This window comes from Lampropedia hyalina DSM 16112, from assembly GCF_900129055.1.
Taxonomy (GTDB): domain Bacteria; phylum Pseudomonadota; class Gammaproteobacteria; order Burkholderiales; family Burkholderiaceae_C; genus Lampropedia; species Lampropedia hyalina.
Map to the genome: position 1 here is coordinate 1 of NZ_FQUZ01000043.1, position 23,630 is coordinate 23,630.

A 23,630-nucleotide genomic window follows, 5' to 3' on the forward strand; every position below is an offset into this window, starting at 1 on the left:
TTGTGCATACCGACCGTGGCAGTCAGTATGCCAGTCAGGCCCACCGTGACTTGCTGGCCAGGCACCAGTTGGTGGCCAGCATGAGCCGCAAAGGCAATTGCTGGGACAACGCAGTGATGGAGCGCTTCTTCCTGAACCTGAAGATGGAGCGTCTCTGGCAGCGCCGCTATGCCAATCACCAGGAAGCCATGGCCGACATCAACCATTACATCGTCGCTTTCTACAACACCCACCGGCTGCACTCCAGCCTGGGATACCGATCTCCTGCTCAATACGAGAAAGCCAACACCTGAAATGCCTTATCTCGGTGTCCACTAAAACTTGACCACAACACAGGATAGACGCCATAGCTGGCGGTTTTTTGCTTGCCTTCAAAGCGGTAGTTAAACCGCCAGTATTTGCCCACATGGTTCACCAGCAGGAAAAGACCGGTTCCATCGGTCAGCTTGTAAGGCTTGTCTTGGGGCTTGGCTTGCCGCAGGGCAACATCAGACAGGGGCATGATGGTATCTCGTGTGATGGTATTTGTAGATACCATCAAAAATACCAGCATCGTTCATGGTATGTCAATGGACTACCAGAGACTATCCGGGCAATAAAAAACCCCGCTTTCCTATGAGAAAGCGGGGTTTTTAGCTTTTCTGGGGTTATCTGAAAAGCGTATCTGGCGGAGACGAAGGGATTCGAACCCTTGATGCAGCTCATCACCGCATACTCCCTTAGCAGGGGAGCACCTTCGGCCTCTCGGTCACGTCTCCAGCGAAGACAGCATTATGCCCTAGTTTTTTGGGTTGTTTCACAAACCGAAGCGGATTTTGGGATGTTCCCCTTGCACTTATACGCGCTCGGCCACCCAGGCTTGAACCGACTGGAGAGCCTGGGGCAGTGCGGCAGCATCGGTTCCACCGGCCATCGCCATGTCGGGTTTGCCGCCACCCTTGCCGCCAATCTGCTGGGCGACGAAGTTCACCAGTTCTCCTGCCTTGACCTTGCCGATGCTGTCCTTGGTGACACCAGCGGCCAGTTGCACCTTGCCATCGGCACCGACGCTGGCCAGCACGATGGCAGCGGTTTGCAGCTTGTCCTTGAGTTTGTCGAGGGTTTCGCGCAGGGTTTTGGCATCTGCGCCTTCGAGTTGTGCGGCCAGGATTTTCAGGCCCTGCACATTCACGGCCTGTGCTGCAAGGTCATCGCCCTGACTGGAGGCGAGCTTGCCTTTGAGGGCGGCAATTTCCTTTTCCAGTGCCTTGGTGTGTTCCAGTTGCTGCTCCAGTTTGCCCAGCAGGTCGGCCACGGGTGTCTTGAGGGTGCGGGCAGCCTGTTCCACAGTGGCTTCCAACTGCTGCACATAGTCCAATGCTTTCTGGCCGGTGATGGCTTCAATGCGGCGCACGCCAGCGGCCACACCGCTTTGCGATACCAGCTTGAACAGGCCGATCTCGCCACTGCGCTGCACATGGGTGCCGCCGCAGAGTTCGCGGCTGGAGCCAATATCGACCACGCGCACGCTGTCACCGTATTTTTCGCCGAACAGCATCATGGCTCCGGTGGCCTTGGCGGATTCGATGTCCATGACACGGATTTCGGTCGGGGTGTCGGCAAGAATTTCGGCGTTCACCAGTTGTTCCACCTGGCGCAGTTGCGCATCGGTGATGGGGCTGTTCTGCACGAAGTCGAAGCGGGTCTTGTCGGCATCCACCAGCGAGCCTTTTTGCTGAACGTGTTCGCCCAGTGTGTCGCGCAGGGCCTTGTGCATCAGGTGGGTGACGCTGTGGTTGCGGGTGGTGGCGGTGCGCAGGGCGGTATCGACCTCGGCGGCGACACGGTCGCCGATTTGCAGGCGACCCGATTGCAGCGTGCCATGCTGTCCGAATACGTCGGCCTTGATTTTCTGGGTGTCCTGCACATCAAAGATGGCACTGGCGTGGTGAATGCGCCCCTGGTCGCCCACCTGACCGCCGGATTCGGCGTAGAACGGGGTGATGTCCAGCACCACCACGCCTTGCTCGCCGGCCTGAAGTTGCTGCACGGGCTGGCCGTTGGCATACAGTGCCAGCACCGTAGCTTGCTCCTGGATGCTGTGGTAGCCGGTGAAGGCGGTTGCTGCGCCGGTGTATTCGAGGGCACGTTCCATCTTGAACTTGCCTGCTGCGCGGGCCTGCTCTTTCTGGCGGTTCATGGCGGCCTCAAAGCCGTCTGCATCTACGCTGACATGGCGTTCGCGGCAGACGTCCTGGGTCAGGTCCAGCGGGAAGCCGTAGGTGTCGTGCAGCTTGAAGGCAATGTCGCCTGCCAGCTGCTGGCGATTCCCGGACAGGGCTTCATCCAGAATCTCCATGCCGTTGGCGAGCGTCTCGAAGAAGCGTTCTTCCTCGGCCTTGAGCGTTTCGGTGATGCGCTGCTGCTGTTCACGCAGTTTGGGATAGGCTTCGCCCATTTGCGCCACCAGATCGGGCACGAGTTTGTGGAAGAAGGGGGTTTTCTGGCCCAGCTTGTAGCCGTGGCGGATGGCGCGACGGATGATGCGCCGCTGCACATAGCCACGCCCTTCGTTCGATGGAATCACGCCATCGGCCACCAGGAATGCGGTGGCGCGAATGTGGTCGGCAATCACCTTCAGCGATGGATTGTGCAGATCGCTGGTGTGGGTTTCGCGGGCTGCGGCCTGGATGAGGGCCGCGAACAGATCGATTTCGTAGTTGCTGTGTACGCCTTGCAGGATGGCAGCAATGCGCTCCAGCCCCATGCCGGTATCGACGCAGGGTGCGGGCAGGGGTTTGACACTGCCATCTTCCTGCATGTCGAACTGCATGAAAACGTGGTTCCAGATTTCGATGAAGCGGTCGCCATCTTCATCGGGGCTGCCGGGAGGGCCGCCGGCAATGTGCGGGCCGTGGTCGTAGAAGATTTCCGAAGAAGGGCCGCAGGGGCCGGTGTCGGCCATCATCCAGAAGTTGTCGCTCTTGTAGCGTCCGCCCTTGTTGTCGCCTATGCGGATGACGCGCTCGGGTGGCAGGCCGATGATTTTTGTCCAGATGTCGTAGGCTTCGTCATCCTCGAAATACACGGTGGCCAGCAGCTTCTCGGGTGGCAGTTGGAAGACCTTGGTCAGCAGCTCCCAGCCCCACTGGATGGATTCTTTCTTGAAGTAGTCGCCGAATGACCAGTTGCCCAGCATTTCAAAAAAGGTGTGGTGGCGTGCGGTGTAGCCTACGTTTTCCAGGTCATTGTGCTTGCCACCGGCGCGCAGGCTGGTCTGCACCGACGTGGCGCGCTTGTAGGGACGTTGGTCTGTGCCAAGGAACACATCCTTGAACTGCACCATGCCCGAGTTGGTGAACATCAGTGTGGGGTCATTGGCTGGCACCAGGGAGCTGGAAGCCACGACCGTGTGGCCACGCTTGGCAAAAAAGTCCAGAAAAGTCTGGCGAATCTGGGCGACGGTGAAATGGGGAATGCTCATGGTGTCAATCAATCGGGTGTCTTGTGGGAGTGCGAACCGCCCCTGTGGAGGCGAGGCAGGCGAAGATTATAGATTTTTCCCCTTCGTTGAACCGCTTCGCCTGTGGGGCGGCTGGCAAAACATATAATGCGAGCCGGACTGTGAATAAGCCTGCGGGCAGGCAGTTCTCCAGTCTGATGCAATGTCAGGCTGTTATGCGGGTGTAGTTCAATGGCAGAACGCCAGCTTCCCAAGCTTGATACGCGAGTTCGATTCTCGTCACCCGCTCCATCACCAGCATCAAGACGTTTCTGCCTGAAAGCGCAGGTCTGCCTTCTGATGCTTACCTATCGGGTCAATAGCTTCTGCCGGCCTTGTACATGGCGTGCTGGCGGCGGTGTAGGGGAGTGCTTTGGCTGACGATCTGCATGGAGTGGCCGGCGTGGGCGTGGGTGATCGCCAGACCGAGGGCATCGGCGGCATCGGGGCCGGGCAGGCCGGGCAGTTGCAGCAGGCGTTTGGTCATTTCCTGAATCTGCGATTTGGCGGCGCGGCCGTGCCCGGTCATGGCTTTTTTCATTTGCAGCGCGGTGTATTCGGCTACCGGCAACTGCCGTGAGACCAGCGCAGTGATGCAGGCTCCGCGCGCCTGGCCCAGCATGAGGGTGGATTGCGGATTGACATTGACGAAGACGATTTCGATGGCGGCCACGTCGGGCTGGTAGCGGCCGACGACTTCGCCAATGCCGTCGTAGAGGATTTTCAGCCGCCCTGGCAGATCGCCGCGCGCAATGCCGGTGGTGCGGATGGTGCCGCTGGCGATGTAGTGCAGTTGCGCGCCGTGGGCTTCGATGATGCCAAAGCCGGTGGTTTGCAGGCCGGGGTCGATGCCGAGGATTTTCATGGGGATTCAGGCAATGTGATGCTGCGCATTCTGGCCTGTATGGTGCGGGTGCGTTGCTGCATGTAGGGCGAGTAGGGTTCCTGGCCGAGGCGGCGCGGTTGCGGCAGCATGACGGCCAGCCGCGCGGCCTGTTCTGCCGTGAGTTGGGCGGCACTGCGGCCAAAGTAGTGCTGGCTGGCGGCTTCGATGCCGTAGATTCCCAGCCCCCATTCCACCTGATTCAGGTAGATGGCGAGAATGTGTTCCTTGCTGAGCAGGTTTTCCAGCATGGCGGCCAGCAGCAGTTCCTGTCCTTTGCGCCACAGCGTGCGTTCGCCCGAAAGATAGAGGTTTTTGGCCAGTTGCTGGGTGATGGTGGAGCCGCCCAGCATTCGCTGGCCCTGTGCGTTGCGCTGCCAGGCGCGGCGCATGGCCTCCCAGTCCATGCCGTGGTGTTGCAGGAAGAAGTTGTCTTCGGCGGCAATGACGGCGCGCTGAATATGCGGTGAGATGGCGGCAGCAGGTACAGGCTGGTGTTGCCAGTGCGCAGGTTTTTCTGCGCGCAGCAGTTGCCAGATGGCCGTGCGCTGGAAGGCGGTGGAAGGCGGCTCGCCAAGCCAGCGCAAGGCGACGATCTGGAGAATCCACACGGTTTGCAGCAGCACGGCGGTGACTACCAGCAGTTCCAGCCAGCGCAGCAGGGCGTGGCGGATGCGGCGGGCACTTCCTTCCGAAGGAGCGGGCACAGGCGGTTGCGGGGAAGCACGCTTGCTGGCCGTGGACTGGTCGGCACTGGCCTTGCGCGTTGCAGGTGCCGATGCGCGGGGGGGCTTCATGGGGCCTGGTTCTGCTGTTGTTACTGCTTTTGCTGTGCACGCAGTTCGGCCAGTACCTGAGGGCTGTCGGGGCGTACGCCGCGCCAGATCAGGAAGGCTTCGGCAGCCTGTTCCACCAGCATGCCCAGGCCGTCGCGGCTGCGGATGCCCCATTGCGCAGGAGCCGATTGTGCCCATTGCAGAAAGGTCTGTGCGGCTGTGCCGTACATCATGTCGTACACCAGTGCATGGGGTGCCAGCAATTGTTGGGGGTCGGGCAGGTTCAGGCGGTCGCCCTGGAGGCTGCTGGCGGTGGCGTTGATGATGAGGTGATACGCGGTGCCGTCGGGGTTCTGAAGCTGGTTCAGGTCGCCGGTGCTGAGCTGTACACCGTGCGCCTGCGCCAGCTTCTGGTGCTGGTGGGCGAGCTGTTGGGCGCGGCTTTCGGTGCGATTGACGATGTGGATGCGGCGTGGCCGCGTGGCCAGCAGCGGTGCGAGTGCGCCCGCAGCGGCTCCGCCTGCTCCCAGCAGCAGGATATCCTGTTGCTCCAGCGGGGTCTGCGCGTTGTGGACGATGTCGCGCACCAGCCCCAGGCCGTCGGTGTTGTCGGCTTCGATCTGCCCGTCGGCCCGCAGTACCAGGGTGTTGGCGGCCTGTGCCAGTTGCACCCGGTCACTGCGATGGTGGGCGGCTTGCGCGGCCTGGAGCTTGAAGGGCACGGTGACGTTGCAGCCTTTGATGCCCGCATCTTGCAGGGCTGCCAGGGTGTCGGCGAAGCCATCCAGTGGGGCCAGACAGGGCTGGTAGTCCAGTGCCTGTCCGGTCAGTTGGGCAAACCGCTGGTGGATGCGTGGCGAGAGGCTGTGGCCGATGGGGTTGCCGATGACCACATAGCGGTCGATGGCGGTGTGGATATCAAAGTTCATCGGAAAGGGCTTCCTGCTTGATGTGGACGGTGGAATCGCTGCGGAATTCAAAGCTGGAGATGAAGCCCAACTGGTCGGTGCTGCGGCGCATTTCGGAAGTGAATACGTCAAACGGTGCAGAGGCTTCGACGATGGCTTCGGCGCGGCGATCCAGCGCGGGATTGCCGGAACTGCGCATGACCTGGGCGGAGATCAGGCTGCCGTCGTGGTGGATGAGCACTTCCATGACCAGAATGCCAAATATCGGCTTGCCATCCTGCAACGGGAAATTTTCGGTACCACGCTGGGCAATGGTATTGCGCACGGTGTTGAGGTAAATGGCGAGGATGGAGTCCTGCGTGGACGGGCTGGTGTAGCGTCGCCGCGGGCGTTCGTTCTCGGTTTTCACGTCGCGCTCGATTTCGGCCAGCATCCGCAGCAGTTGCAGGCGGCGTTCTTCCTGGGCGATTTCGGCGGCGGTGTGTTCGCTCTTGCGTGGGTCCAGGGGCGGGATGTCGGCCACCTGCTGGCGCAACTGGGCCAGCAGGTTGTTCTGCACGTCGCGGGTGGTCACTTCCTTGCGCTCGACCTTTTCGCTGTCGGTGCCGCTGCTCTCCAGTGCGGAATAGGGCAGTGGACTGGTGGCGCGACCGGCACTGGCATCGCCCCCGCCCACCAGTGCGGCCTGTGCCAGGGTCTTGGCATTCTCGGGACGGTCGGTGCTCTGGGCATTGACGAGGATGACTTCCAGCGGCAGGTTGGTGAACAGCCGGTTGAAGCTGTCCGGGCTGACGAAGCGGATGCTCAGCAGCACCGCATGCACTCCGGCAGAGGCCAGCAGTGCCCACTGGAAGGCGGAAAGCGAGCGAAGAAAAGGCGGCAGTTTCACGGTCTGGGACGGTGGCGGGGGGATGGGCTGAAACAGGGCGAGGGTGGGCGATGGGCGGTTCAGGTCGGGGTGACCGCAGAGTCGGCAGCGGCAACGGGCGAGGCAGCGTCGCCTTCTTCCGGCTCCACGGACAGCGCGATGCTGACGGATTCGGCCAGCAGGGCTTCGTCGTCGTCATCCTCTGCCAATGCGCTCTCGTTGCTGTTTGCGGGGCTGTCGCTGTCCAGCCGTGCCAGCACGGTGCCGTGGATTTCCAGCGCGATCAGGTCGGCTTCTCCCAGATGCACCCGCACCCGCGCACCGCGTGGCAATTCCTGCGCACCCATGACCCGCAGCACCAGCGGCAGGGTGTCGGCGCGAACCAGGGCCGGTTCTTCCCCGGCCTCGCGGATGATGGCGGCATCCAGCTCGGTGATCTGGTGCTGCTGGAGGTGGCGCAGCGTCCAGAAGCGTTCCATGTCGGACTGGTAGCGGCTGTAGCTGCTGTAGGTGGCCTCGAAGGCACTGATGATGGCGAACAGCTCGGTGTCCCTGGGCTTGAAGGGCGCGGCCAGGGCGGCTGTCTGGCCATGCTGCACGGCGGCGATGACCTGCCATTGATTGACCAGATCGACGTAGCGGCGCAGGGGCGAGGTACACCAGGTGTAGAACGGCACACCGATGCCGGCATGGCGTTGGGGCTTGACCCCCATGCGCACCTTGATGCCGGGCGCGAGGCTATACTGGCTGCGGTAGATGGCGGGCACGCCCAGTTGCGCCAGCCAGCCGCCCCAGGTGCTGTTGGCCACGATCATGGCTTCGGCGACGATCAGATCCAGCGGCGCGCCGCGCTGGCGCGTGGTGATCTGCACGGTTTCCGTGCCATCGGGAAAGTCGCCCTGCATGTCGGGCAGTCTGAAGTGGTAGTCCGGGCGGTTGAAGGTTTCGGGCTTGCCGCGCACTTCCTCGCGCCGTGCCTTGAGGGTCTGTGCCAGCCGGTGCAGAAAGCGCAGGCTGCCATGCAGCGGGCGCAGGGCGCAGAGGTGGGCAGAGTCGGTTTCCGAAACGCCAGCAGCATCCGCCGCTGGTGCTTCGGCTTGCAGCCACGCGGTGGTGACGATGTGGTCGATCCTGTCGTGGCGCAGGTTGTGCGCGGTATTCACCAGCTCCAGCCGCGACTGGCTTTCCAGCACTTCCAGCGTTTCCTCGTCGTAGCTGACGTACAGCGACACTGCCGGGTTGAGCCGCCCGGCATCCAGCGTGTATTTCTGCACCACGGCATCGGGCAGCATGGTGATCTTGGCTCCCGGCATATAGACGGTGGACAGGCGTTGGCGGGCGATCTGGTCGAGCGCGTCCTGTGGGCTGAGGGCCAGTGCGGGTGCGGCAATGTGGATGCCCAGCGTGACCCGGCCCGTGCCCAGCCCCTGCACGGACAGCGCATCATCGATTTCGGTGGTGCTGGAGTCGTCGATGGAGAAGGCCAGCACTTCGGCGGTGGGCAAGTCCATGCGCGGCAGTGGGGCCTCCACGCTGGCAAAGCCGATGCCCTTGGGGAACTGCTCGAACAGGAAGCGTTGCCAGTGGAACTCGTACGCCGAGGCAATCGCTCCGGCCTGTTGCAGCAGCGTCAGCGGCGGCAGTCTGGACTGGCGGCTGGCCTCGACCACGGCCTTGTATTCGGCGGCATTCTTGTCGGGCTTGAACAGGATGCGGTAGAGCTGCTCGCGCACCGCTGCCGGGCACTGGCCCGCGACCAGTTCGCCCGCCCATGCGTCGATCTGCTCCTGAAGCAGGCGTTTTTTCTCGATGGCGGCCAGAGCCTGCTGCACCTGTTCCTGCGGGGCCTTGCGAAAACGCCCCTTGCCTGCGCGGCGGAAGTAGTGCGGGGATTCGTGCAGCCGCAGCAGCGCGGCGATCTGGTGGGGCAGATCGGTGTCGGCACTGAAATAATCCCTGGCGAGGTCGGCAAAGCCGAAGTCGTCTTCCGATGCGAATTCCCAGGCCAGATCGAGTTCGATCTCGGGGGCAATCGCCTGCGCCTGCGCCCAGAGTTCGGCGGGGGCCGGCTTGGCGAACTTCAGCAGGGTGTTGTTGGCCTTGACCTTGACGCGCTTGCCGCTGTCGAGTTCGACCTGGGCGGAGCTGTCGGTTTCGGAAAGGATGCGACCGGCAAGGAATTTGCCGCTTTCTTCAAATAGGAGGTACATGCGGGGGATTTTCGCATCTTTCTCACGCCTTCCTGCCGCTGGCTTTTTCCGACAACGGGGTTTATCGGTGAAAATTCGCGCCTATGCCGCCATCCACCTCCGATACCCCTTCGCCCGGCCCTGCCATGCCGCCTGCCGCTGCCACGGGCGAAGCCGCGCCGCGCCTGCAACTGACGGGCATTTCCAAGCGATACCCCGGTGTGCTGGCCAATGACGGCGTGAACCTGACGGTGCAGCGCGGCGAGATTCACGCCATCCTGGGCGAGAACGGTGCGGGCAAATCCACGCTGATGAAGATCATCTATGGCGCGACGCAGGCCGATGAGGGGCGCATGTGCCTCGATGGCCAGCCCATTCATCTGCGCAATCCACAGCAGGCGCGCGAGCGCGGCATTGCGATGGTGTTCCAGCATTTCAGCCTGTTCGAGAGCCTGACAGTGGCCGACAACATCTGGCTGGGGCAGTCGCCCGGCATTTCGCGGGCGCAGTTGCGCCAGCGGGTGGAGGAGACGGCGCGTTTTTTCGGGCTGGACATCGATCTTGACCGGCCCGTGCACACGCTCAGCGTGGGCGAGATGCAGCGGGTGGAGATTCTGCGCAGCCTGCTCACCCACCCGCAGTTGCTGATTCTGGATGAGCCGACTTCGGTGCTCACGCCCCAGGCGGTGCAGAACCTGTTCGGGGTACTGCGCAAACTGGCCGCACAGGGGTGCAGCATTCTCTACATCAGCCACAAGCTCGATGAAATCCGCCAGTTGTGCCATGCCTGCACGGTGATGCGCCAGGGGCGTGTGGTGGGAGCCGTCGATCCGCGCCAGTGCAGCAATGCGGAACTCTCACGCCTGATGATTGGCGCGGAACCGGCGGTGCTGTCGCGCCCCGCACCCGGCGGACGTGGGGCCAAGGGCGGCAATGCCGCGCCAGTGCTGCGGGTGCAGAAGCTCAATCTGCCACGCCAACATGCGTTCGGCATGGACTTGCATGGCATCAGCCTGCATGTGGATGCGGGCGAGGTGGTCGGCATTGCGGGTGTATCGGGCAATGGCCAGAAGGAGTTGCTGCTGGCCCTGTCGGGTGAAATGCAGGGCAAGGTCGGGGAGCGGCAGGCCATTCAGTTGCTGGAGCAGCCGGTGGGGCATCTGTCGCCGCACCAGCGTCGCCAGCGTGGGCTGCATTGCGTGCCCGAGGAGCGGCTGGGCCGTGGGGCCGTGCCCGGCATGGACCTGGCGCACAACTTGCTTCTGACCCGTGACCTGACCGTGGGGCGACTGGGCTGGATTCATGGCCGCCGTCTGGTGGCAAAGTCCCGCGAGATCATCACGCGCTTTCACGTCCGCGCCGCTGGCCCTGGGGCCACGGCGCGTTCGCTCTCGGGGGGCAATCTGCAAAAGTACATTGTGGGGCGCGAGATCGATGCCAATCCACGCCTGCTGGTGCTGGCGCAGCCCACCTGGGGCGTGGATGTGGGGGCGGCCGCGCGCATCCATGCCGAGATTCTGGCCTTGCGTGCCAAGGGCTGGTGGTCAGCGAGGAACTGGACGAACTGTTTGCCATTGCCGACCGCCTGTATGTCATGGCCAAGGGAAAAATTTCGCCTTCGCTGCACCGGGACGAAGCCAGTGTGCAGAAGATTGGCCTGTGGATGAGTGGCCTGTGGAGTGGCCCCGGCGGTGCGGCACGTCCGGCTGGAGCGTCCGCAGCCGTGGTGGACTGACGGGTTTATCGGGCGTTGGATTGATCCAATTGCGCGACAAACTCCACGGCTTGAGGGCGGGGAAGGATAGCGCAGAATCCGAAGGGATTCATGCCATTTAATGAATAACACATTGAAAAATATATCATTTCTGTTAAAGTCAGCAAAATGCCTACAGTCGTCAAAACTCTGAAACTCCGCGTGAAAGACAAGCACGCGCCACTGCTGTTGCAGATGGCGCAACAGGTCAATTTCGTGTGGAATTTCGTGAATGATCTCTCCAGCCGTTCGATTCGAGAGCGCGGAAAATGGCTGTCCGCATACGATATTCACCCGTACACCAAGGGAGCCGCCAAGGAGCTGGGCTTGCACAGCCATACGCTGCAATGTGTGGCGCAAGAATACGTCACACGCCGCCGTCAATGCAAACGCACCCGCCTGAACTGGCGCAAATCCACCGGCAGCCAGCGCAGCCTGGGCTGGATACCGATAAACACCGGCGCAGCTTCTTGGAAGAGTGGGCAGGTCTATCACAACGGCCATTATTTCGGCGTGTGGGATTCCTACGGTCTGGGCCAGTACCGGTTCAAGACCGCCAGCTTCAACGAGGATGCACGCGGTCGCTGGTATTTCAACGTGGCCGTGGAGATTGAAACCAAACCCACAGAAGCCACGGCATCCGTAGGAATCGACCTTGGGCTGAAAGACTGCGCCACCACCAGCACAGGCCAGAAGCTGCATGGCCGCTGGTATCGGGAACTGGAGCCGCAGCTTGCGATTGCGCAGCGGGCGCGCAAAAAGCAGCGCGTCAGGGCGATTCACGCAAAAATAGCCAACCGCCGAAAAGACGAAATCCACAAGTTCACGACCGAGCTTGTAAAGAACAACGCAGCCATCTTCGTGGGCGACGTGGCCAGCGCGAAGCTGGTCAAAACCAGGATGGCCAAGTCCACGCTGGACGCGGGCTGGTCATCGTTGAAAACCGCTTTGGAATACAAGTGCCATCAGGCCGGAGTGGTTTTTGAGGAAGTGAACGAAGCGTATTCAACCCAGACCTGTTCGGCTTGTGGCGCGTTGCCGCAGTCGAGGCCCAAAGGTATCGCAGGTCTTGGAATAAGAGAATGGACGTGCAGCGAATGTGGAGCGGCACACGAGCGCGACGTGAACGCAGCACGCAACATTCTCGCGGCAGGGCATTGCCGTCTCGCAGGAGGAATCACCGCTCTTTAGGGCGGGGAGGATGTCAATGTTCAAACTGGAACCCCGTTCCCAAACTTCCCTGTGGTGGACTCTGGCGTCCCCCCTGCTGGCACTCGCGCTGACCGTGGCGGTGGGCTGGATGATTTTTCTGTTTTCCGGCAAAGACCCCGTCATGGGCTTGCAGGTGTTCTTCTGGGAGCCGATCAAGAATGCCTATGCCTGGGGTGAGATTGCCATCAAGGCCACGCCCCTGCTGCTGATCGCGCTGGGGCTGGCGGTGTGCTTTCGCTCCAACATCTGGAACATCGGCGCAGAAGGGCAGTTCGTGCTGGGGGCCATTGCCGCAGGCTGGGTGGCCCTTCAGGCGGGGGCGGGCACTTCGCCGTGGATCATCGCGCCGGTGCTGCTGGCCGGGGTGCTGGGAGGCATGGCCTGGGCGGCCATCGTGGCGGTGTTGCGCGACCGCTTCAACACGAACGAGATTCTGGTGAGCCTGATGCTTGTCTATGTGGCCATCCAGTTGCTCGCCTATCTGGTCTATGGCCCCTGGAAAGACCCGCAGGGCTACAACTTCCCGCATACGCGCATGTTCGACAGTGCCACCCAGTTGCCGCGCCTGTTCGCGGGCAGCCGTGCCAATATGGGGCTGTGGATTGCGCTGGCGGTGGCCGTTGGTGTCTGGCTGTTTCTGTTCCGTACCCGCGCGGGCTTTGCCCAGCAAGTGGGCGGGCTGGCTCCGGCGGCGGCGCGGTATGCCGGTTTTTCGGCGCGGCGGTCGCTGTGGACGGCCCTGCTGCTCTCGGGTGGGCTGGCCGGGCTGGCCGGGGCACTGGAGGTGACCGGCCCCATTGGGCAGCTCACGCCGCATGTGCCGATGGGCTATGGCTTCACCGCCATCATCGTCGCCTTTGTGGGGCGGCTGCATCCGGTGGGCATGGTGTTTTCGGCCATTCTGCTGAGCATGTTCCTGATTGGCGGAGAACTCGCCCAGTCCCGGCTGGGACTGCCCAAGTCGCTCTCCAGCATCTTCCAGGGCGTGCTGCTGTTCGCGCTGCTGGCCGCTGACACGCTGGTGAACCACCGGCTGCGCTGGCAAGGCCGCAAGAATCGCCCGGTGGCCGCGCCGCCAGCCCAGACGGCGGCCCCTCTGGCCCCCGCAACAGGAGACTGATATGGATTTGCTGCTGGCCGCAACCCTCAACGCCGGAACGGTGCTGGCACTGGCCGCACTGGGGCTGTTGCTCAACGAAAAAGTCGGAGTGGTGAACCTGGGAGCCGAAGGCATGATGCTGTGCGCGGCCATTGCCGGGTTTGCCACCGTGGCCCACACCGGCAGCTTCTCGCTGGGGCTGCTGGCGGGCATGGCCGCTGGCGCGGTGCTGGCAGCCGCCCTGGGGCTGCTGGTGATTTTCCTGCACACCAACCAGTACGCCACCGGGCTGGCACTGAGCCTGTTCGGCCTGGGTTTTTCTGCCTATGTGGGCGTGGACTATGTGCAGCAGACCATTGCGGGCGCGCCCCGGCTGGCGATTCCGCTGCTGGAGCAGATTCCATTTCTGGGCCGCGCCCTGTTCCAGCACCACTGGCTGGTCTATGGCACGGTGGCACTGGCACTGGCGATGACATGGCTCTACCAGCGATCCCGTCTGGGCTTGGTACTGCGTGCCGTGGGCGAATCGCCCGAGTCCGCCCACGCGCTGGGTTATCCGGTGCGCAGCATCCGCCTGGCCTGCGTGGTGGCCGGAGGCGCATTGTGCGGACTGGCGGGAGCCTATCTCTCCACCGTCTATACGCCGCTGTGGTCGGAAGGCATGGTATCGGGGCGTGGCTGGATTGCCCTGGCACTCACCGCCTTTGCCACCTGGCGGCCGGTGCGTGTGCTGCTGGGAGCCTATCTGTTCGGGGGCGTGACCATGCTGCAACTGCATTTGCAGGCTACCGGTGCGCAGATTCCCAGCCAGTTGCTGAGCATGCTGCCGTATCTGGCCACCATCGTCGTGCTGGTGCTGATTTCCCGCAACCCCGCCTGGATTCGCGCCAACATGCCCGCCTCGCTGGGGCGTTCGTTCAGTCCGCATTGAGCGCGGCTGGGTGATTGCCTCTGTGCCGTTCGTTTTCGTCATCTGTCTGCAAGGAGTTCTTCGATGAGCCATTCCCCTCTGCCCACCTTCTCCATCTCTCCCGCGTTGTGGCGCACGGCTGCTGCTGCCTGCGCCACGCTGGCACTGGCCGCCTGTGGCAAGCAGGAGCCACCCGCCCCAGCCAACAGCAACGCCTCTGCCGGGGCCGTGGCACAGCCGGATGCGGGCCAGTCCCCCCTGAAAGTGGCCTTTGCCTACATCGGCCCGGTGGGCGATGGCGGCTGGACTTTTGCCCACGACAATGGCCGCAAGGCACTGGAAGCCGCCCTGGGCGACCGCATCCAGACCACCCATGTGGAAAGCGTGCCCGAATCCGCCGATGCCGAGCGCGTGCTGCGCGGCTTTGCCGCCGATGGCAACACCCTGATCTTTGGAACCACTTTCGGCTACATGGAATACATGGTGCGGCTGGCGCAGGACTTCCCGCAGACGCGCTTCGAGCACGCCACCGGCTACAAGACAGCCGCCAACCTGAGCACCTACGACAGCCGCACCTACGAGGGTGCGTACATGGCCGGTGTCATTGCCGGAGGCATGACCCAGAGCAAGGTGCTGGGCGTGGTCGGCTCCGTGCCCATTCCCGAAGTCATCCGCAACATCAACAGCTTCACGCTGGGCGCGCAAAGCGTCAATCCTGCCATCACCACCAAGGTCGTCTGGGTGAATGAATGGTTCAGCCCGCCCAAGGAAACCGAGGCCGCCACCTCGCTCATCAACAACGGCGCGGACGTGCTGTTCCAGAACACCGACTCGGCTGCCGTGCTCAAGACCGCCCAGGAAAAAGGCGTGCGGGCCTTTGGCTGGAACTCGGACATGACCGCCTACGGCGAAAAAGCCCATCTGGCATCGGCCGTGATCGACTGGAGTCCGTACTACATTGCCACCACCCAGGCCGTGCTGGATGGAAGCTGGAGCAGCAAGAAAAGCTGGTGGGGCGTGAAGGAAGGTGCCATCGACATCGTCGCGCTGGCCGATGACATTCCCGCCGATGTCAGGGAGCGGGTCGCCACCGTGCGCCAGGGCCTGAAGGATGGCACATTCCATATCTGGCAAGGCCCGATCCAGAACCAGGCCGGTGAAGCCGTGCTCGCCGAAGGCACCGTGGCCGACGATGCGTTTCTGGGCGGCATCAACTTCTATGTGAAGGGCGTGGAAGGCCGCGTGCCCGGCCAATAAGCATGGGGTTGATAGGGTGGGTAGGAGACGGCTTGTCAGTCGTCAGAGCCTGCTCACCGGATGCCGTGGGGGCGGCTGCGTGCCTGATCGTTCAGATAGGCCACGCTGGCGGCACTGCGCCGGGGCGTGAAGCCCAGCAGCAGCAATACCCCGGCCACCGCCGAAATCGCGAACACCACCAGCACCCAGGACGGGCCGTGCCCGGAGGCCAGAATATGGCCGCCCAGTGCCGGGGCGATCACGGCTCCCAGTCGCCCCAGTCCAAGGGTAATGCCGATGGCCGCAGCCCGGTACTGCACCGGAAACGCATCGGCCACCAGCGCATTGACCAGATTCTGCGCACTGATGGCACTCATGCCCAGCAGCGCGATCACCGGCAGCATGGCTGTGCTGGAGAGCCAGCGCGAGGCAATCAGCAGCAGGCAGAGGCTGGCCACCACGCCCGCCAGCATCGCCACCGGGCGCGTGCCCCAGCGCATGGCCAGACTGGCCGTCAGCAGCGAACCGGCCACCGCGCCGATGTTCAGCGTGAACATGAGCTGCATGGCCCCGCTGAAGGGCACCTCGAATTCACGCATCAACTGCGTCAGCCACACGCTCACGCCATACCAGGTCAGCAAGTCGGCCAGCGTCGCCAGTGTGCCCAGGGCCAGCACCGGCAGGCTGGCTCCGCGCAGAATGGCGCGCCAGTCGAGCGGCTGGCCGGACAGCGGGTCTGTGGCCGTGGCATGATCTTGGTGCGCGGCTGCCAGCCGGTCACGCTGTTCGATGCGGGCCAGATACGGGCCTATCAGTGCCATCACCAGCAGTCCCAGTACCCCGGCAGCGGCAAACAGAGGCCGCCAGCCCCAGGAGGGAATGATGGCGTGCGAGACCATCGCCGCCAGCATACCGCCCACCGGAATGCCCGACATCACCACGCTGATCGCCAGCGCGCCGTGGCGTTGCTGCACATGCTTGCGCGCCAGCGACAGCCCGGCAGGCAGCACCACGCCCAGCCCCAGACCGGCGAGAAAACGCAGCAGGCCGATCTGCCAGCCCGTCTGTGCCAGCCCGATCAGGGCTGTAGTGACCGTGAAGCAGGCAAAGCCCAGCATGGCCGTGCGCATCAGCCCCAGGGTCTGGGTGGCCTTGCCTGCCACCAGCCCGCCCAGCAGCATACCCACAAAGATCATGCTGCCAATGCTGCCCACCGCCACCTTGTCGATGCCAAGCGAGGCATCGGTCAGCAGCGAGGGGATGGCGTTGCTGAAAATCAGCAGATCGAAGCCTTCCGTCACCATGATGGCCGCACAGGCAACAATCACCCACCAGTTGCTGGCGGTCAGGGGTTCGTGGGAAGAGGAGGGGAGCGGCGTGGAAGAGGTTCTGGACATGGCAGTGAGAATGCGAGGAGCCACCAAAAGAGCGCACGCGGTTAGGGCGTGTCATCATTCAGATTCACCCCCGCGTTGGAGTCCAAAAAGGATTGGCCTGCCGGGGCGCACTGGCGCGGGGGTGAATCTGAATGATGACACGCCCTAGGGCCAGCGCGTTCTGGATTATTGCAGGGCTGGTTTTCAGAAAGCGATGCGTGCCACGCTTTCGGCACTGCCGCGTGCGGCATCACGGCCGTTTTTCACGGTCACGTACAGCACATTGTGGGCAGCATCCAATGCCAGGCTGTTGGGGTGGGCGGGCAGTTCGATGGTGTGCAGCAGGCGGTAATCACGGCTGTCGAAGACCGTCACGGTGCCTGCGCCCCGGTTGGTCACGAACAGCCGATGGCGTGGCTCGTCCAGCAGCAAGGCAATCGGGCCGTTGCCAGTGGGAATGCTGGCGGTAATGGCTGCCGTGTCCGGGTTGAAGACCACCACGCGGTTGCCGGGGGTGGGCTGGAATTCGGGTTCTGCTTTCTTGCGACGCTCCGAGATCGCATCCAGTCCTTGGTCGGTGGCAAACAGCCGCTGGCCCTGGGCATCAAGAGCGAGGTTCAGCAATTGATCGGCCTGGACGGCATGGGACTGGCGAATCGACAGGCTGCGGGTGTCGATTTCATACAGGCCGCCACGCAGATTGGAGACGAACAGCCGCTGGCCCTTGGCATCGAATGCCACGCCGGTGGCAACCTGCCCCAGTCCGGGAATCACTTTTTCCAGCTTCAGGTTCTGCGTGTCCAGCACATACAGGGCACTGTCCTTGCTGCTCAGGCCAGGGGCGAACAGGCGGTGGTTGGCCGTGTCCAGTACCAGCTCGCGGAAATGGTGCTCAAAACTCGTTTTGCCATCGTCCTTCTGGGTGGGTGTGACCATGGGCACGGTAGCCACAATCGCGTGGCTGCGCGTATCCAGCACGGTGATGGAGCCTTCCAGGCTGTTGCCCACATACAGGCGGTTCGCGGCATCATCCAGTACAACGCCAAAGGAACGGTGGGGCAGGGCGATTTCGGCTTCCACAGCCAGCGTTTGCGGATTCAGGCGCAATACTTTGCTGGAGGCCGCTCCTTCACCGAATCCACCTGCCGAAGCCACGAACACGGCATTCTGGCGGGCCGAATAGGCCAGCTCGTACAAAGCTGGAGCGACGGCCTGTTGCTGAACCTGGGGCGTGCGCAGGTTTTCGGCGGTGGCTGCCACGGTGCTGACGGCCTGGGCGACCGGGGATGCCTGTTGTTGGGCCACGGTGCCGCCACAGGCGGTCAGAATGGCCGCAGCCAGTGCCGAAATGGCCCAAAGGGCAGGAGATTGTTTCATGCTGTGTTCCTGTTTGCTGTTCACATGAGTGCCCCGCCATTGGGAGCATGTGACGGAAAGGGGGCTTCAAGAACGTGTTTACGATCTAAGAGCCTGCAAATTTGGCTGAGCATGAAAAATGCACGGTACGCCAGCACATTCGTGTGGCACTGCATTTGCCTGCTGTGGCTACAGGGGGAGATTTTCGCATGTAAATGCGAAGCATCTTGAATTCCTGCCGCTGTGGCCCGGATGTGGTGGACAGGTCTTCCTTAACTGACCAGCAGATGCAATAGCCACGCCACCAATGGAGTCAGTACCGCAGTGAGCAGACCGTTGAGGCTCATGGCCAGCGCAGCATAGGCTCCGGCCACGGGGCTGTCCTGCATTTCGCGTGCAGTGCCTACTGCGTGTGCGGCAGTGCCCACGGCCACGCCGCGCACGGTGTCATCGTTCCATTTCAGCAGGCTCAGCAGTGGCCGCGCCAGAATCGCACCGGCTATTCCGGTGGCACAGACCAGCAGGGCGGTGATGGCCGGTATGCCGCCCAGCGGGGCGACCACGCTGATGGCAATCGGGCTGGTGGCCGATTTGGGAATGAACGATACCAGCATGGCCTCATCGGCCCCCAAAGCCCAGGCGATCAGCACGGCGGAGACGATGGCCGTGACACTGCCGGCCAGCAAGGCGATGGTCAGTGGCCACCAGATTTGCCGCAGGCGTTGCATTTGCTGGCGCATCGGCACGGCCAGCACCACCAGTGCCGGAGCCATCAGGAACAGCAGCACCGACGTGCCCTGTTCGTAGTCTGTGTGGTCGGTGTGCGTGAGCAACAGAATCGCCACCAGCATGATCGTGGCCGTCAGGATCGGAATCGCCAGCGGATGCCCCCGGCACCAGTGCGAGAGGCGTATGGCCAGCCGGTACAGCACAATGGTCAGTCCGCTCCAGAGGGCAGTGTGAGTCCACCACACGGGGTTTTGCCAGTCAATCACGGGCATCATGGCGCATCCTTGTGGTCGGTATTTTCTGCAATGCCGGGGGCGGTGGCTGTGCGGTGTGCGGGCTGGCGTCGCAGCATGGTCTTGAATACCCATGCAGTCACGATCAGGGTCAGCGCGGTGCCCAGTACGCCCGCCAGCAACAGGGCGAGCCAGTTCTTCTGCAACAGCTCCAGATGCGCCAGCACGCCAACAACCGGAGGAATCAGCCAGAGGGACATGTTGCGCAGCAGGAATGCGCTGACTTTCTGCATGCCCTGCGGCACTTCGGGCATCCACAGCAAACCCAGCAACAGCAGCATCATGCCCAGCAAGGCTGCGGGCAAGGGCAACTGAAACCGGTGTTGCAGCACATGCCCCAGCCACAGGCACAGGGCAATCGTGGCAATGGCCGCCAGCATGGAGGCAGCAGATTTCAGGGAGGAAAGTGATCGCATGGAAATACTCCAGTTCACCATGAAAAATGGCGCGCACTTTTGACAGTGCGCGCCATGCTTATCAGGCGGCTATGGCCTTGATGGGCATATCCTGCTTAGATCGTAGCCAGCTTCTGCCAGGTATCGACCACGCTGTCAGGGTTGAGCGAGATGGAGGAGATGCCTTCCTTAGCCAGCCATTCGGCAAAGTCCGGGTGGTCGCTGGGGCCTTGGCCGCAGATGCCGACGTACTTGCCCTTGGCGCGGCAGGCCGCAATGGCACGCGAGAGCATGAAGCGCACCGCAGGGTCGCGTTCGTCGAAGTCGGCCACCAGCAGTTCCAGCCCGGAATCGCGATCCAGGCCCAGCGTGAGCTGGGTCAGGTCGTTGGAGCCGATGGAGAAGCCGTCGAAGTATTCGAGGAACTCATCGGCCAGGATGGCATTGCTGGGCACTTCGCACATCATGATGAGGCGCAGGTCATTTTCGCCGCGCTTGAGGCCGTTCTTCGCCAGCAGTTGCTCCACCGCAGCGGCCTGACCCAGGGTGCGCACGAACGGAACCATGATTTCCACGTTGGTCAGGCCCATTTCCTCACGCACGCGCTTGAGGGCGGCACATTCCATCTCGAAGGCTTCGCCGAAGTCTTCGCTGATGTAGCGGGTCGCGCCCCGGAAGCCCAGCATCGGGTTTTCTTCTTCCGGCTCGTAGCGGCTGCCACCGATGAGCTTGCGGTATTCGTTGCTCTTGAAGTCGGACAGGCGCACGATGACAGGCTTTGGATAGAAGGCGGCAGCAATCGTGGCCACGCCTTCGGCCACCTTGTCCACATAGAATGCGCGTGGCGATGCATGGCCACGGGCCACGGATTCCACGGCAGTCTTCAGGTCGGCATCGATGTTCGGGTAGTCCAGAATGGCCTTGGGGTGTACGCCGATGTTGTTGTTGATGATGAACTCCAGCCGTGCCAGGCCCACGCCCTGGTTGGGCAACTGGGCGAAGTCGAAGGCCAGTTGCGGGTTGCCTACGTTCATCATGATCTTGGTGTCGATGGCGGGCATTTCGCCACGCTGCACCTCGGTCACTTCGGTTTCCAGCAGGCCGTCGTAGATGCGGCCCGTGTCGCCTTCGGCGCAGCTCACTGTCACCAGCGCGCCTTCCTTCAGGTGCGCGGTGGCATCGCCCGTACCGACCACGGCAGGAATGCCGAGTTCACGCGCAATGATGGCGGCGTGGCAGGTGCGGCCCCCCCGGTTGGTGACGATGGCACTGGCGCGCTTCATGACGGGTTCCCAGTTGGGGTCGGTCATGTCGGTCACCAGCACGTCGCCGGGCTGCACGCGATCCATTTCGGCAATGTCATTGACCAGGCGCACCGGGCCGGTTCCGATCTTCTGGCCAATGGCGCGGCCTTCGCTCAGCACCGTGCCGGTTCCCAGCAGCTTGTAGCGTTGCTCAGCCTGCCCCTTGGACTGGCTCTTGACGGTTTCCGGGCGCGCTTGCAGGATATAGAGTTGGCCGTCCGTGCCGTCCTTGCCCCACTCGATGTCCATCGGGCGGCCATAGTGCTGCTCGATGATGAGGGCGTAGTGCGCCAGTTGCTCCACATCGGCATCGGTCAGCGAGTAACGGTTGCGCAGTTCGGTGGGCACATCGGTGGTCTGCACCAGCTTGCCGGAGGCGGCTTTCTCTTCTGCCGAGGAGAACACCATCTGGATGAGCTTGGAGCCAAGATTGCGGCGAATGACCGAACGCTTGCCCGCCTTCAGCGTGGGCTTGTGGACATAGAACTCATCGGGATTGACGGCACCCTGCACCACGGTTTCGCCCAGGCCATAGCTGGAGGTAATGAACACGACTTCCTCAAAGCCGGATTCGGTGTCGATGGTGAACATCACACCGGCGGCACCGGTGTCGGAGCGGACCATGCGCTGCACGCCCACCGACAGTGCCACCACGTCGTGGGCAAAACCCTTGTGGACGCGGTAGCTGATGGCGCGGTCGTTGTAGAGCGAAGCGAACACTTCCTTGGCCTTGGCCAGAATGTCTTCAATGCCGACCACGTTCAGGAAGGTCTCCTGCTGGCCTGCGAAGGACGCATCGGGCAGGTCTTCGGCCGTGGCGGAAGAACGCACGGCAAAGGATGCCTTGTCGTTGCCTTCGCTCAGGGTGGCAAAGGCCGTGCGGATGGCCTGTTCCAGCTCGGGCGGGAAAGGCTGGGTTTCCACCCAGTGGCGGATTTCCTTGCCCGCTTCGGCCAGCGCGCGCACGTCATCGACGTTCAGCGCGGCCAGCTTCTGGCTGATGCGTTCGGCCAGACCATCGTGCTTGAGGAATTCGCGGAAGGCATGGGCCGTGGTGGCAAAGCCGGTGGGCACGCGCACGCCTTGCGGCAGCTGCGAGATCATCTCGCCGAGGCTGGCGTTCTTGCCGCCGACCACCTCGACATCGCTCATTCTCAGGTTCTCAAAGGGTACGACCAGGGAGGTCGCCTCGAAACGTTGGGACATGGGTAAGCTCCAGAAGTAAAAAATCGGTTCGTGGGAACTGGACGCACACTGCTGTGGCACAGCCGCCCTGCGGGCTTGCCGAGGGCAGGATGGCACGTGTACGCCAGGGCCGCCGTCCGCACACACGCCGCAAGCCATGACTTGCTTATTGGTGTTTTTGCATGGTTGAATGCGTGAATGGGCATTGCGCTGGACAGGGCTGGGTGCGAAAACTGGACAGGGCGGTCAGATTTCCTGTGGAGGGCCACAGTTTGGATATGTGCTCGGAATACGACCGCCAGAATGGCAGGAATACAACTGCCACACAAGGATGGTATTGTAAAACGATGCACCGGCCTGGGAATGAATACTTGCGCACCATTTCGGCTCCATGCGGCTGGAGGCGGACTCGGGAAGCGGGGATGCGGCATTCTCGCCTCGCTTCACCGTAGGACAAAACGGCGTGGCGCAGCCGATCTGCGCCGCACCCCACAACTTCACGGTTGTGCCAGACTGAAGCGGCGCACAATTTCCTGCATCAACCGCCGTTCCACGGCTGGCAACGCCAGATAGGTTTCCATGAATTGCCGGTCCAGATAGTCAATCTGGCCTATCCCCAGCCGATCGGTCGCGCCATCCGGCGACCGTTGCGCGTCGCTGCCAAAGCGCAGTGTCGATGGCTCCACATTCAGCCAGTTGGCCAGCACCATCATGCGTTCGTGTGTAGGGATGGCTTTGCCATTGAGCCAATTCCAGGCTGCCTGTGTGCTGATGGGGGTCATTTCATCGCGGCAGCGGAGATTGAACTCGTGCTCCAGCAACGTGGCACTTGCCTTATAGCCTTGCCGCTGCATTGCTTCACGTAAGCGATTGCTGAAATCTTGTTTGGCACTCATGACGCTAAGGTATTGAGAAGTGCCATTCATATGTTAAATTGTTTATTTTTTTAACAATCAATAATTGATTGATAGAATGCGGGTTTCGTGGAGTAGCAATGTAGCATCCGAGCTGTTTGATGGGCATGTTTTACTTTGTGAAAGAAGAGGATGAAGTCAAGCTCAGGGGAATGCCGCAATGCTCATTCCCACTTTGATTTCAATCGGAATTTGAAGTAATTTTGATTTGGATTAGATGGAGGGGTGATGAGTACCAAGAATCTGCAGAAAATCCTCGAGGGTCTGGCTGGTTCAACCGAAGATATCGAGGCATCGGCACTGATCTCGCAGGATGGCTTGGTTGTTGCGTCTACCCTGCACCAGCCGATAGATGAAGGCCGTCTCGGCACGGTGCTGGCGACCATGTTGTCTTTGGGAAGGGATGCTGCCAAGGAGCTTGCAAAAGGAGGGCTGGAGCAGATTCTGATACAGGGTGAAGTTCCCCCCATTGACCGGACACCTTATATTTCTCAAAGAAGGAGTCCATCATGTCTTCAAAACGCCCGCAGTATCCACCTGAGTTTCGCAGTCAAATTGTTGAGCTGGCCAAAGCAGGTCGCACACATGCTGAACTTGCCCGAGAGTTTGGATGCCACGCCACCAGCATTGGCACCTGGGTTCGCCAGAGTCAAATTGATGAAACCGGCGATACGTCTTCAGATGCACCGTTGAGCACCGCTGAGCGCCAAGAATTGACCGCATTACGGCGCGAGCTCAGGCAAGTTAAGCAGGAGCGCGATAT

The 23,630-nt window shown here is 62.1% G+C and carries 19 protein-coding genes, 2 tRNA genes and 2 pseudogenes; 9 read left to right on the top strand and 14 right to left on the bottom strand.

Features of this window, described 5'->3' with window-relative positions; genetic code table 11:
• Nucleotides 1-293: integrase core domain-containing protein (locus BUE21_RS13175; RefSeq protein ID WP_143164538.1), on the top strand; the 293-nt coding region annotated here is incomplete at its 5' end.
• Here BUE21_RS13175 and BUE21_RS14585 read toward each other — a convergent pair.
• The 3 genes from BUE21_RS14585 to alaS form a co-directional block, all read right to left on the bottom strand.
• On the bottom strand, nucleotides 269-502 hold the full coding sequence (locus tag BUE21_RS14585; protein WP_200796744.1) for an Arm DNA-binding domain-containing protein: 234 nt from the start codon (nucleotides 500-502) through the stop codon (nucleotides 269-271). The genes BUE21_RS13175 and BUE21_RS14585 overlap by 25 nt on opposite strands.
• Nucleotides 503-665: 163 nt before the next feature.
• Nucleotides 666-758 (bottom strand) — tRNA-Ser (locus tag BUE21_RS13185).
• 77 nt (nucleotides 759-835) lie between these two features.
• Nucleotides 836-3,463: an alanine--tRNA ligase gene (gene alaS / locus BUE21_RS13190; protein WP_073357120.1), complete on the bottom strand. Its 2,628-nt coding sequence runs from the start codon at nucleotides 3,461-3,463 to the stop codon at nucleotides 836-838.
• A gap of 196 nt (nucleotides 3,464-3,659) precedes the next feature.
• Here alaS and BUE21_RS13195 point away from each other — a divergent pair.
• A tRNA-Gly gene (locus BUE21_RS13195) sits at nucleotides 3,660-3,733 on the top strand.
• A 64-nt stretch (nucleotides 3,734-3,797) separates the two neighbouring features.
• Here BUE21_RS13195 and ruvC read toward each other — a convergent pair.
• The 5 genes from ruvC to BUE21_RS13220 are packed head-to-tail and all read right to left on the bottom strand — an operon-like array spanning nucleotide 3,798 to nucleotide 9,126.
• Nucleotides 3,798-4,346, bottom strand: a complete 549-nt coding sequence (gene ruvC, locus BUE21_RS13200; protein ID WP_073357121.1) for a crossover junction endodeoxyribonuclease RuvC — start codon at nucleotides 4,344-4,346, stop codon at nucleotides 3,798-3,800.
• On the bottom strand, nucleotides 4,343-5,161 hold the full coding sequence (gene mtgA / locus BUE21_RS13205) for a monofunctional biosynthetic peptidoglycan transglycosylase (protein ID WP_084523307.1): 819 nt from the start codon (nucleotides 5,159-5,161) through the stop codon (nucleotides 4,343-4,345). Before mtgA ends, ruvC begins: the two co-directional genes overlap by 4 nt.
• Before the next feature lie 20 nt (nucleotides 5,162-5,181).
• The gene (gene aroE, locus BUE21_RS13210) at nucleotides 5,182-6,057 is read right to left on the bottom strand and encodes a shikimate dehydrogenase (RefSeq protein WP_200796745.1); all 876 of its coding nucleotides are present in this window, start codon (nucleotides 6,055-6,057) and stop codon (nucleotides 5,182-5,184) included.
• Between the two features lies 1 nt (nucleotide 6,058).
• The gene (locus BUE21_RS13215) at nucleotides 6,059-6,937 is read right to left on the bottom strand and encodes an energy transducer TonB (RefSeq protein ID WP_073357123.1); all 879 of its coding nucleotides are present in this window, start codon (nucleotides 6,935-6,937) and stop codon (nucleotides 6,059-6,061) included.
• Nucleotides 6,938-6,996: 59 nt separating this feature from the next.
• On the bottom strand, nucleotides 6,997-9,126 hold the full coding sequence (locus tag BUE21_RS13220; protein WP_073357124.1) for an RNB domain-containing ribonuclease: 2,130 nt from the start codon (nucleotides 9,124-9,126) through the stop codon (nucleotides 6,997-6,999).
• Nucleotides 9,127-9,251: 125 nt separating this feature from the next.
• Here BUE21_RS13220 and BUE21_RS13225 point away from each other — a divergent pair.
• The 5 genes and pseudogenes from BUE21_RS13225 to BUE21_RS13245 all read left to right on the top strand — a co-directional run bounded on the left by BUE21_RS13225 (nucleotide 9,252) and on the right by BUE21_RS13245 (nucleotide 15,336).
• Nucleotides 9,252-10,840 (top strand): annotated as a pseudogene (locus tag BUE21_RS13225) (ABC transporter ATP-binding protein).
• 147 nt (nucleotides 10,841-10,987) lie between these two features.
• Nucleotides 10,988-12,049 (top strand): RNA-guided endonuclease InsQ/TnpB family protein, encoded by a 1,062-nt coding sequence (locus BUE21_RS13230; RefSeq protein ID WP_073357125.1) that lies wholly within the window; start codon nucleotides 10,988-10,990, stop codon nucleotides 12,047-12,049.
• A gap of 16 nt (nucleotides 12,050-12,065) precedes the next feature.
• Entirely contained in the window at nucleotides 12,066-13,190 is a 1,125-nt protein-coding gene (locus BUE21_RS13235) for an ABC transporter permease (protein ID WP_084523309.1), read from the top strand.
• A 1-nt stretch (nucleotide 13,191) separates the two neighbouring features.
• Complete coding sequence (locus tag BUE21_RS13240) at nucleotides 13,192-14,100, top strand: ABC transporter permease (RefSeq protein WP_073357126.1); 909 nt, start codon at nucleotides 13,192-13,194, stop codon at nucleotides 14,098-14,100.
• A gap of 63 nt (nucleotides 14,101-14,163) precedes the next feature.
• The gene (locus tag BUE21_RS13245) at nucleotides 14,164-15,336 is read left to right on the top strand and encodes a BMP family ABC transporter substrate-binding protein (protein ID WP_073357127.1); all 1,173 of its coding nucleotides are present in this window, start codon (nucleotides 14,164-14,166) and stop codon (nucleotides 15,334-15,336) included.
• 53 nt (nucleotides 15,337-15,389) lie between these two features.
• Here the strand turns inward: BUE21_RS13245 and BUE21_RS13250 are convergent, their stop codons facing one another.
• The 6 genes from BUE21_RS13250 to BUE21_RS13275 all read right to left on the bottom strand — a co-directional run bounded on the left by BUE21_RS13250 (nucleotide 15,390) and on the right by BUE21_RS13275 (nucleotide 22,735).
• On the bottom strand, nucleotides 15,390-16,712 hold the full coding sequence (locus BUE21_RS13250) for an MFS transporter (RefSeq protein ID WP_073357128.1): 1,323 nt from the start codon (nucleotides 16,710-16,712) through the stop codon (nucleotides 15,390-15,392).
• 183 nt (nucleotides 16,713-16,895) lie between these two features.
• Nucleotides 16,896-18,068, bottom strand: coding sequence for a YncE family protein (locus tag BUE21_RS13255; RefSeq protein ID WP_073357134.1), 1,173 nt, complete (start codon nucleotides 18,066-18,068; stop codon nucleotides 16,896-16,898).
• 251 nt (nucleotides 18,069-18,319) lie between these two features.
• On the bottom strand, nucleotides 18,320-19,051 hold the full coding sequence (locus BUE21_RS13260) for an LrgB family protein (RefSeq protein ID WP_143164539.1): 732 nt from the start codon (nucleotides 19,049-19,051) through the stop codon (nucleotides 18,320-18,322).
• The gene (locus tag BUE21_RS13265) at nucleotides 19,048-19,485 is read right to left on the bottom strand and encodes a CidA/LrgA family protein (RefSeq protein WP_159435863.1); all 438 of its coding nucleotides are present in this window, start codon (nucleotides 19,483-19,485) and stop codon (nucleotides 19,048-19,050) included. The genes BUE21_RS13260 and BUE21_RS13265 overlap by 4 nt, the downstream gene beginning before the upstream one ends.
• A 95-nt stretch (nucleotides 19,486-19,580) precedes the next feature.
• Nucleotides 19,581-21,974 (bottom strand): phosphoenolpyruvate synthase, encoded by a 2,394-nt coding sequence (gene ppsA, locus BUE21_RS13270; protein WP_073357130.1) that lies wholly within the window; start codon nucleotides 21,972-21,974, stop codon nucleotides 19,581-19,583.
• A 476-nt stretch (nucleotides 21,975-22,450) separates the two neighbouring features.
• A complete protein-coding gene (locus BUE21_RS13275) occupies nucleotides 22,451-22,735 on the bottom strand; it encodes a hypothetical protein (protein ID WP_143164540.1) in 285 nt (94 codons plus the stop codon).
• Between the two features lie 360 nt (nucleotides 22,736-23,095).
• Between BUE21_RS13275 and BUE21_RS15210 the strand changes: the two are divergent.
• Together BUE21_RS15210 and BUE21_RS15215 are read left to right on the top strand one after the other, a co-directional pair.
• Nucleotides 23,096-23,314, top strand: a pseudogene (locus tag BUE21_RS15210) (roadblock/LC7 domain-containing protein); the annotation flags it as partial.
• Between the two features lie 62 nt (nucleotides 23,315-23,376).
• Nucleotides 23,377-23,630: transposase (locus tag BUE21_RS15215; protein WP_143164511.1), on the top strand; the 254-nt coding region annotated here is incomplete at its 3' end.

What these genes read in the sequence shown, in the direction of transcription:
- mtgA (WP_084523307.1), bottom strand. Translation starts at nt 5,161, where the DNA reads ATGAAGCCCCCCCGCGCATCGGCACCTGCAACGCGCAAGGCCAGTGCC.
- BUE21_RS13240 (WP_073357126.1), top strand. Translation starts at nt 13,192, where the DNA reads ATGGATTTGCTGCTGGCCGCAACCCTCAACGCCGGAACGGTGCTGGCA.
- BUE21_RS13260 (WP_143164539.1), bottom strand. Translation starts at nt 19,051, where the DNA reads ATGATGCCCGTGATTGACTGGCAAAACCCCGTGTGGTGGACTCACACT.
- BUE21_RS14585 (WP_200796744.1), bottom strand. Translation starts at nt 502, where the DNA reads ATGCCCCTGTCTGATGTTGCCCTGCGGCAAGCCAAGCCCCAAGACAAG.
- alaS (WP_073357120.1), bottom strand. Translation starts at nt 3,463, where the DNA reads ATGAGCATTCCCCATTTCACCGTCGCCCAGATTCGCCAGACTTTTCTG.
- BUE21_RS13265 (WP_159435863.1), bottom strand. Translation starts at nt 19,485, where the DNA reads ATGCGATCACTTTCCTCCCTGAAATCTGCTGCCTCCATGCTGGCGGCC.
- ppsA (WP_073357130.1), bottom strand. Translation starts at nt 21,974, where the DNA reads ATGTCCCAACGTTTCGAGGCGACCTCCCTGGTCGTACCCTTTGAGAAC.
- BUE21_RS13230 (WP_073357125.1), top strand. Translation starts at nt 10,988, where the DNA reads ATGCCTACAGTCGTCAAAACTCTGAAACTCCGCGTGAAAGACAAGCAC.
- BUE21_RS13220 (WP_073357124.1), bottom strand. Translation starts at nt 9,126, where the DNA reads ATGTACCTCCTATTTGAAGAAAGCGGCAAATTCCTTGCCGGTCGCATC.
- ruvC (WP_073357121.1), bottom strand. Translation starts at nt 4,346, where the DNA reads ATGAAAATCCTCGGCATCGACCCCGGCCTGCAAACCACCGGCTTTGGC.
- BUE21_RS13235 (WP_084523309.1), top strand. Translation starts at nt 12,066, where the DNA reads ATGTTCAAACTGGAACCCCGTTCCCAAACTTCCCTGTGGTGGACTCTG.
- BUE21_RS13250 (WP_073357128.1), bottom strand. Translation starts at nt 16,712, where the DNA reads ATGTCCAGAACCTCTTCCACGCCGCTCCCCTCCTCTTCCCACGAACCC.
- BUE21_RS13255 (WP_073357134.1), bottom strand. Translation starts at nt 18,068, where the DNA reads ATGAAACAATCTCCTGCCCTTTGGGCCATTTCGGCACTGGCTGCGGCC.
- BUE21_RS13245 (WP_073357127.1), top strand. Translation starts at nt 14,164, where the DNA reads ATGAGCCATTCCCCTCTGCCCACCTTCTCCATCTCTCCCGCGTTGTGG.
- BUE21_RS13275 (WP_143164540.1), bottom strand. Translation starts at nt 22,735, where the DNA reads ATGACCCCCATCAGCACACAGGCAGCCTGGAATTGGCTCAATGGCAAA.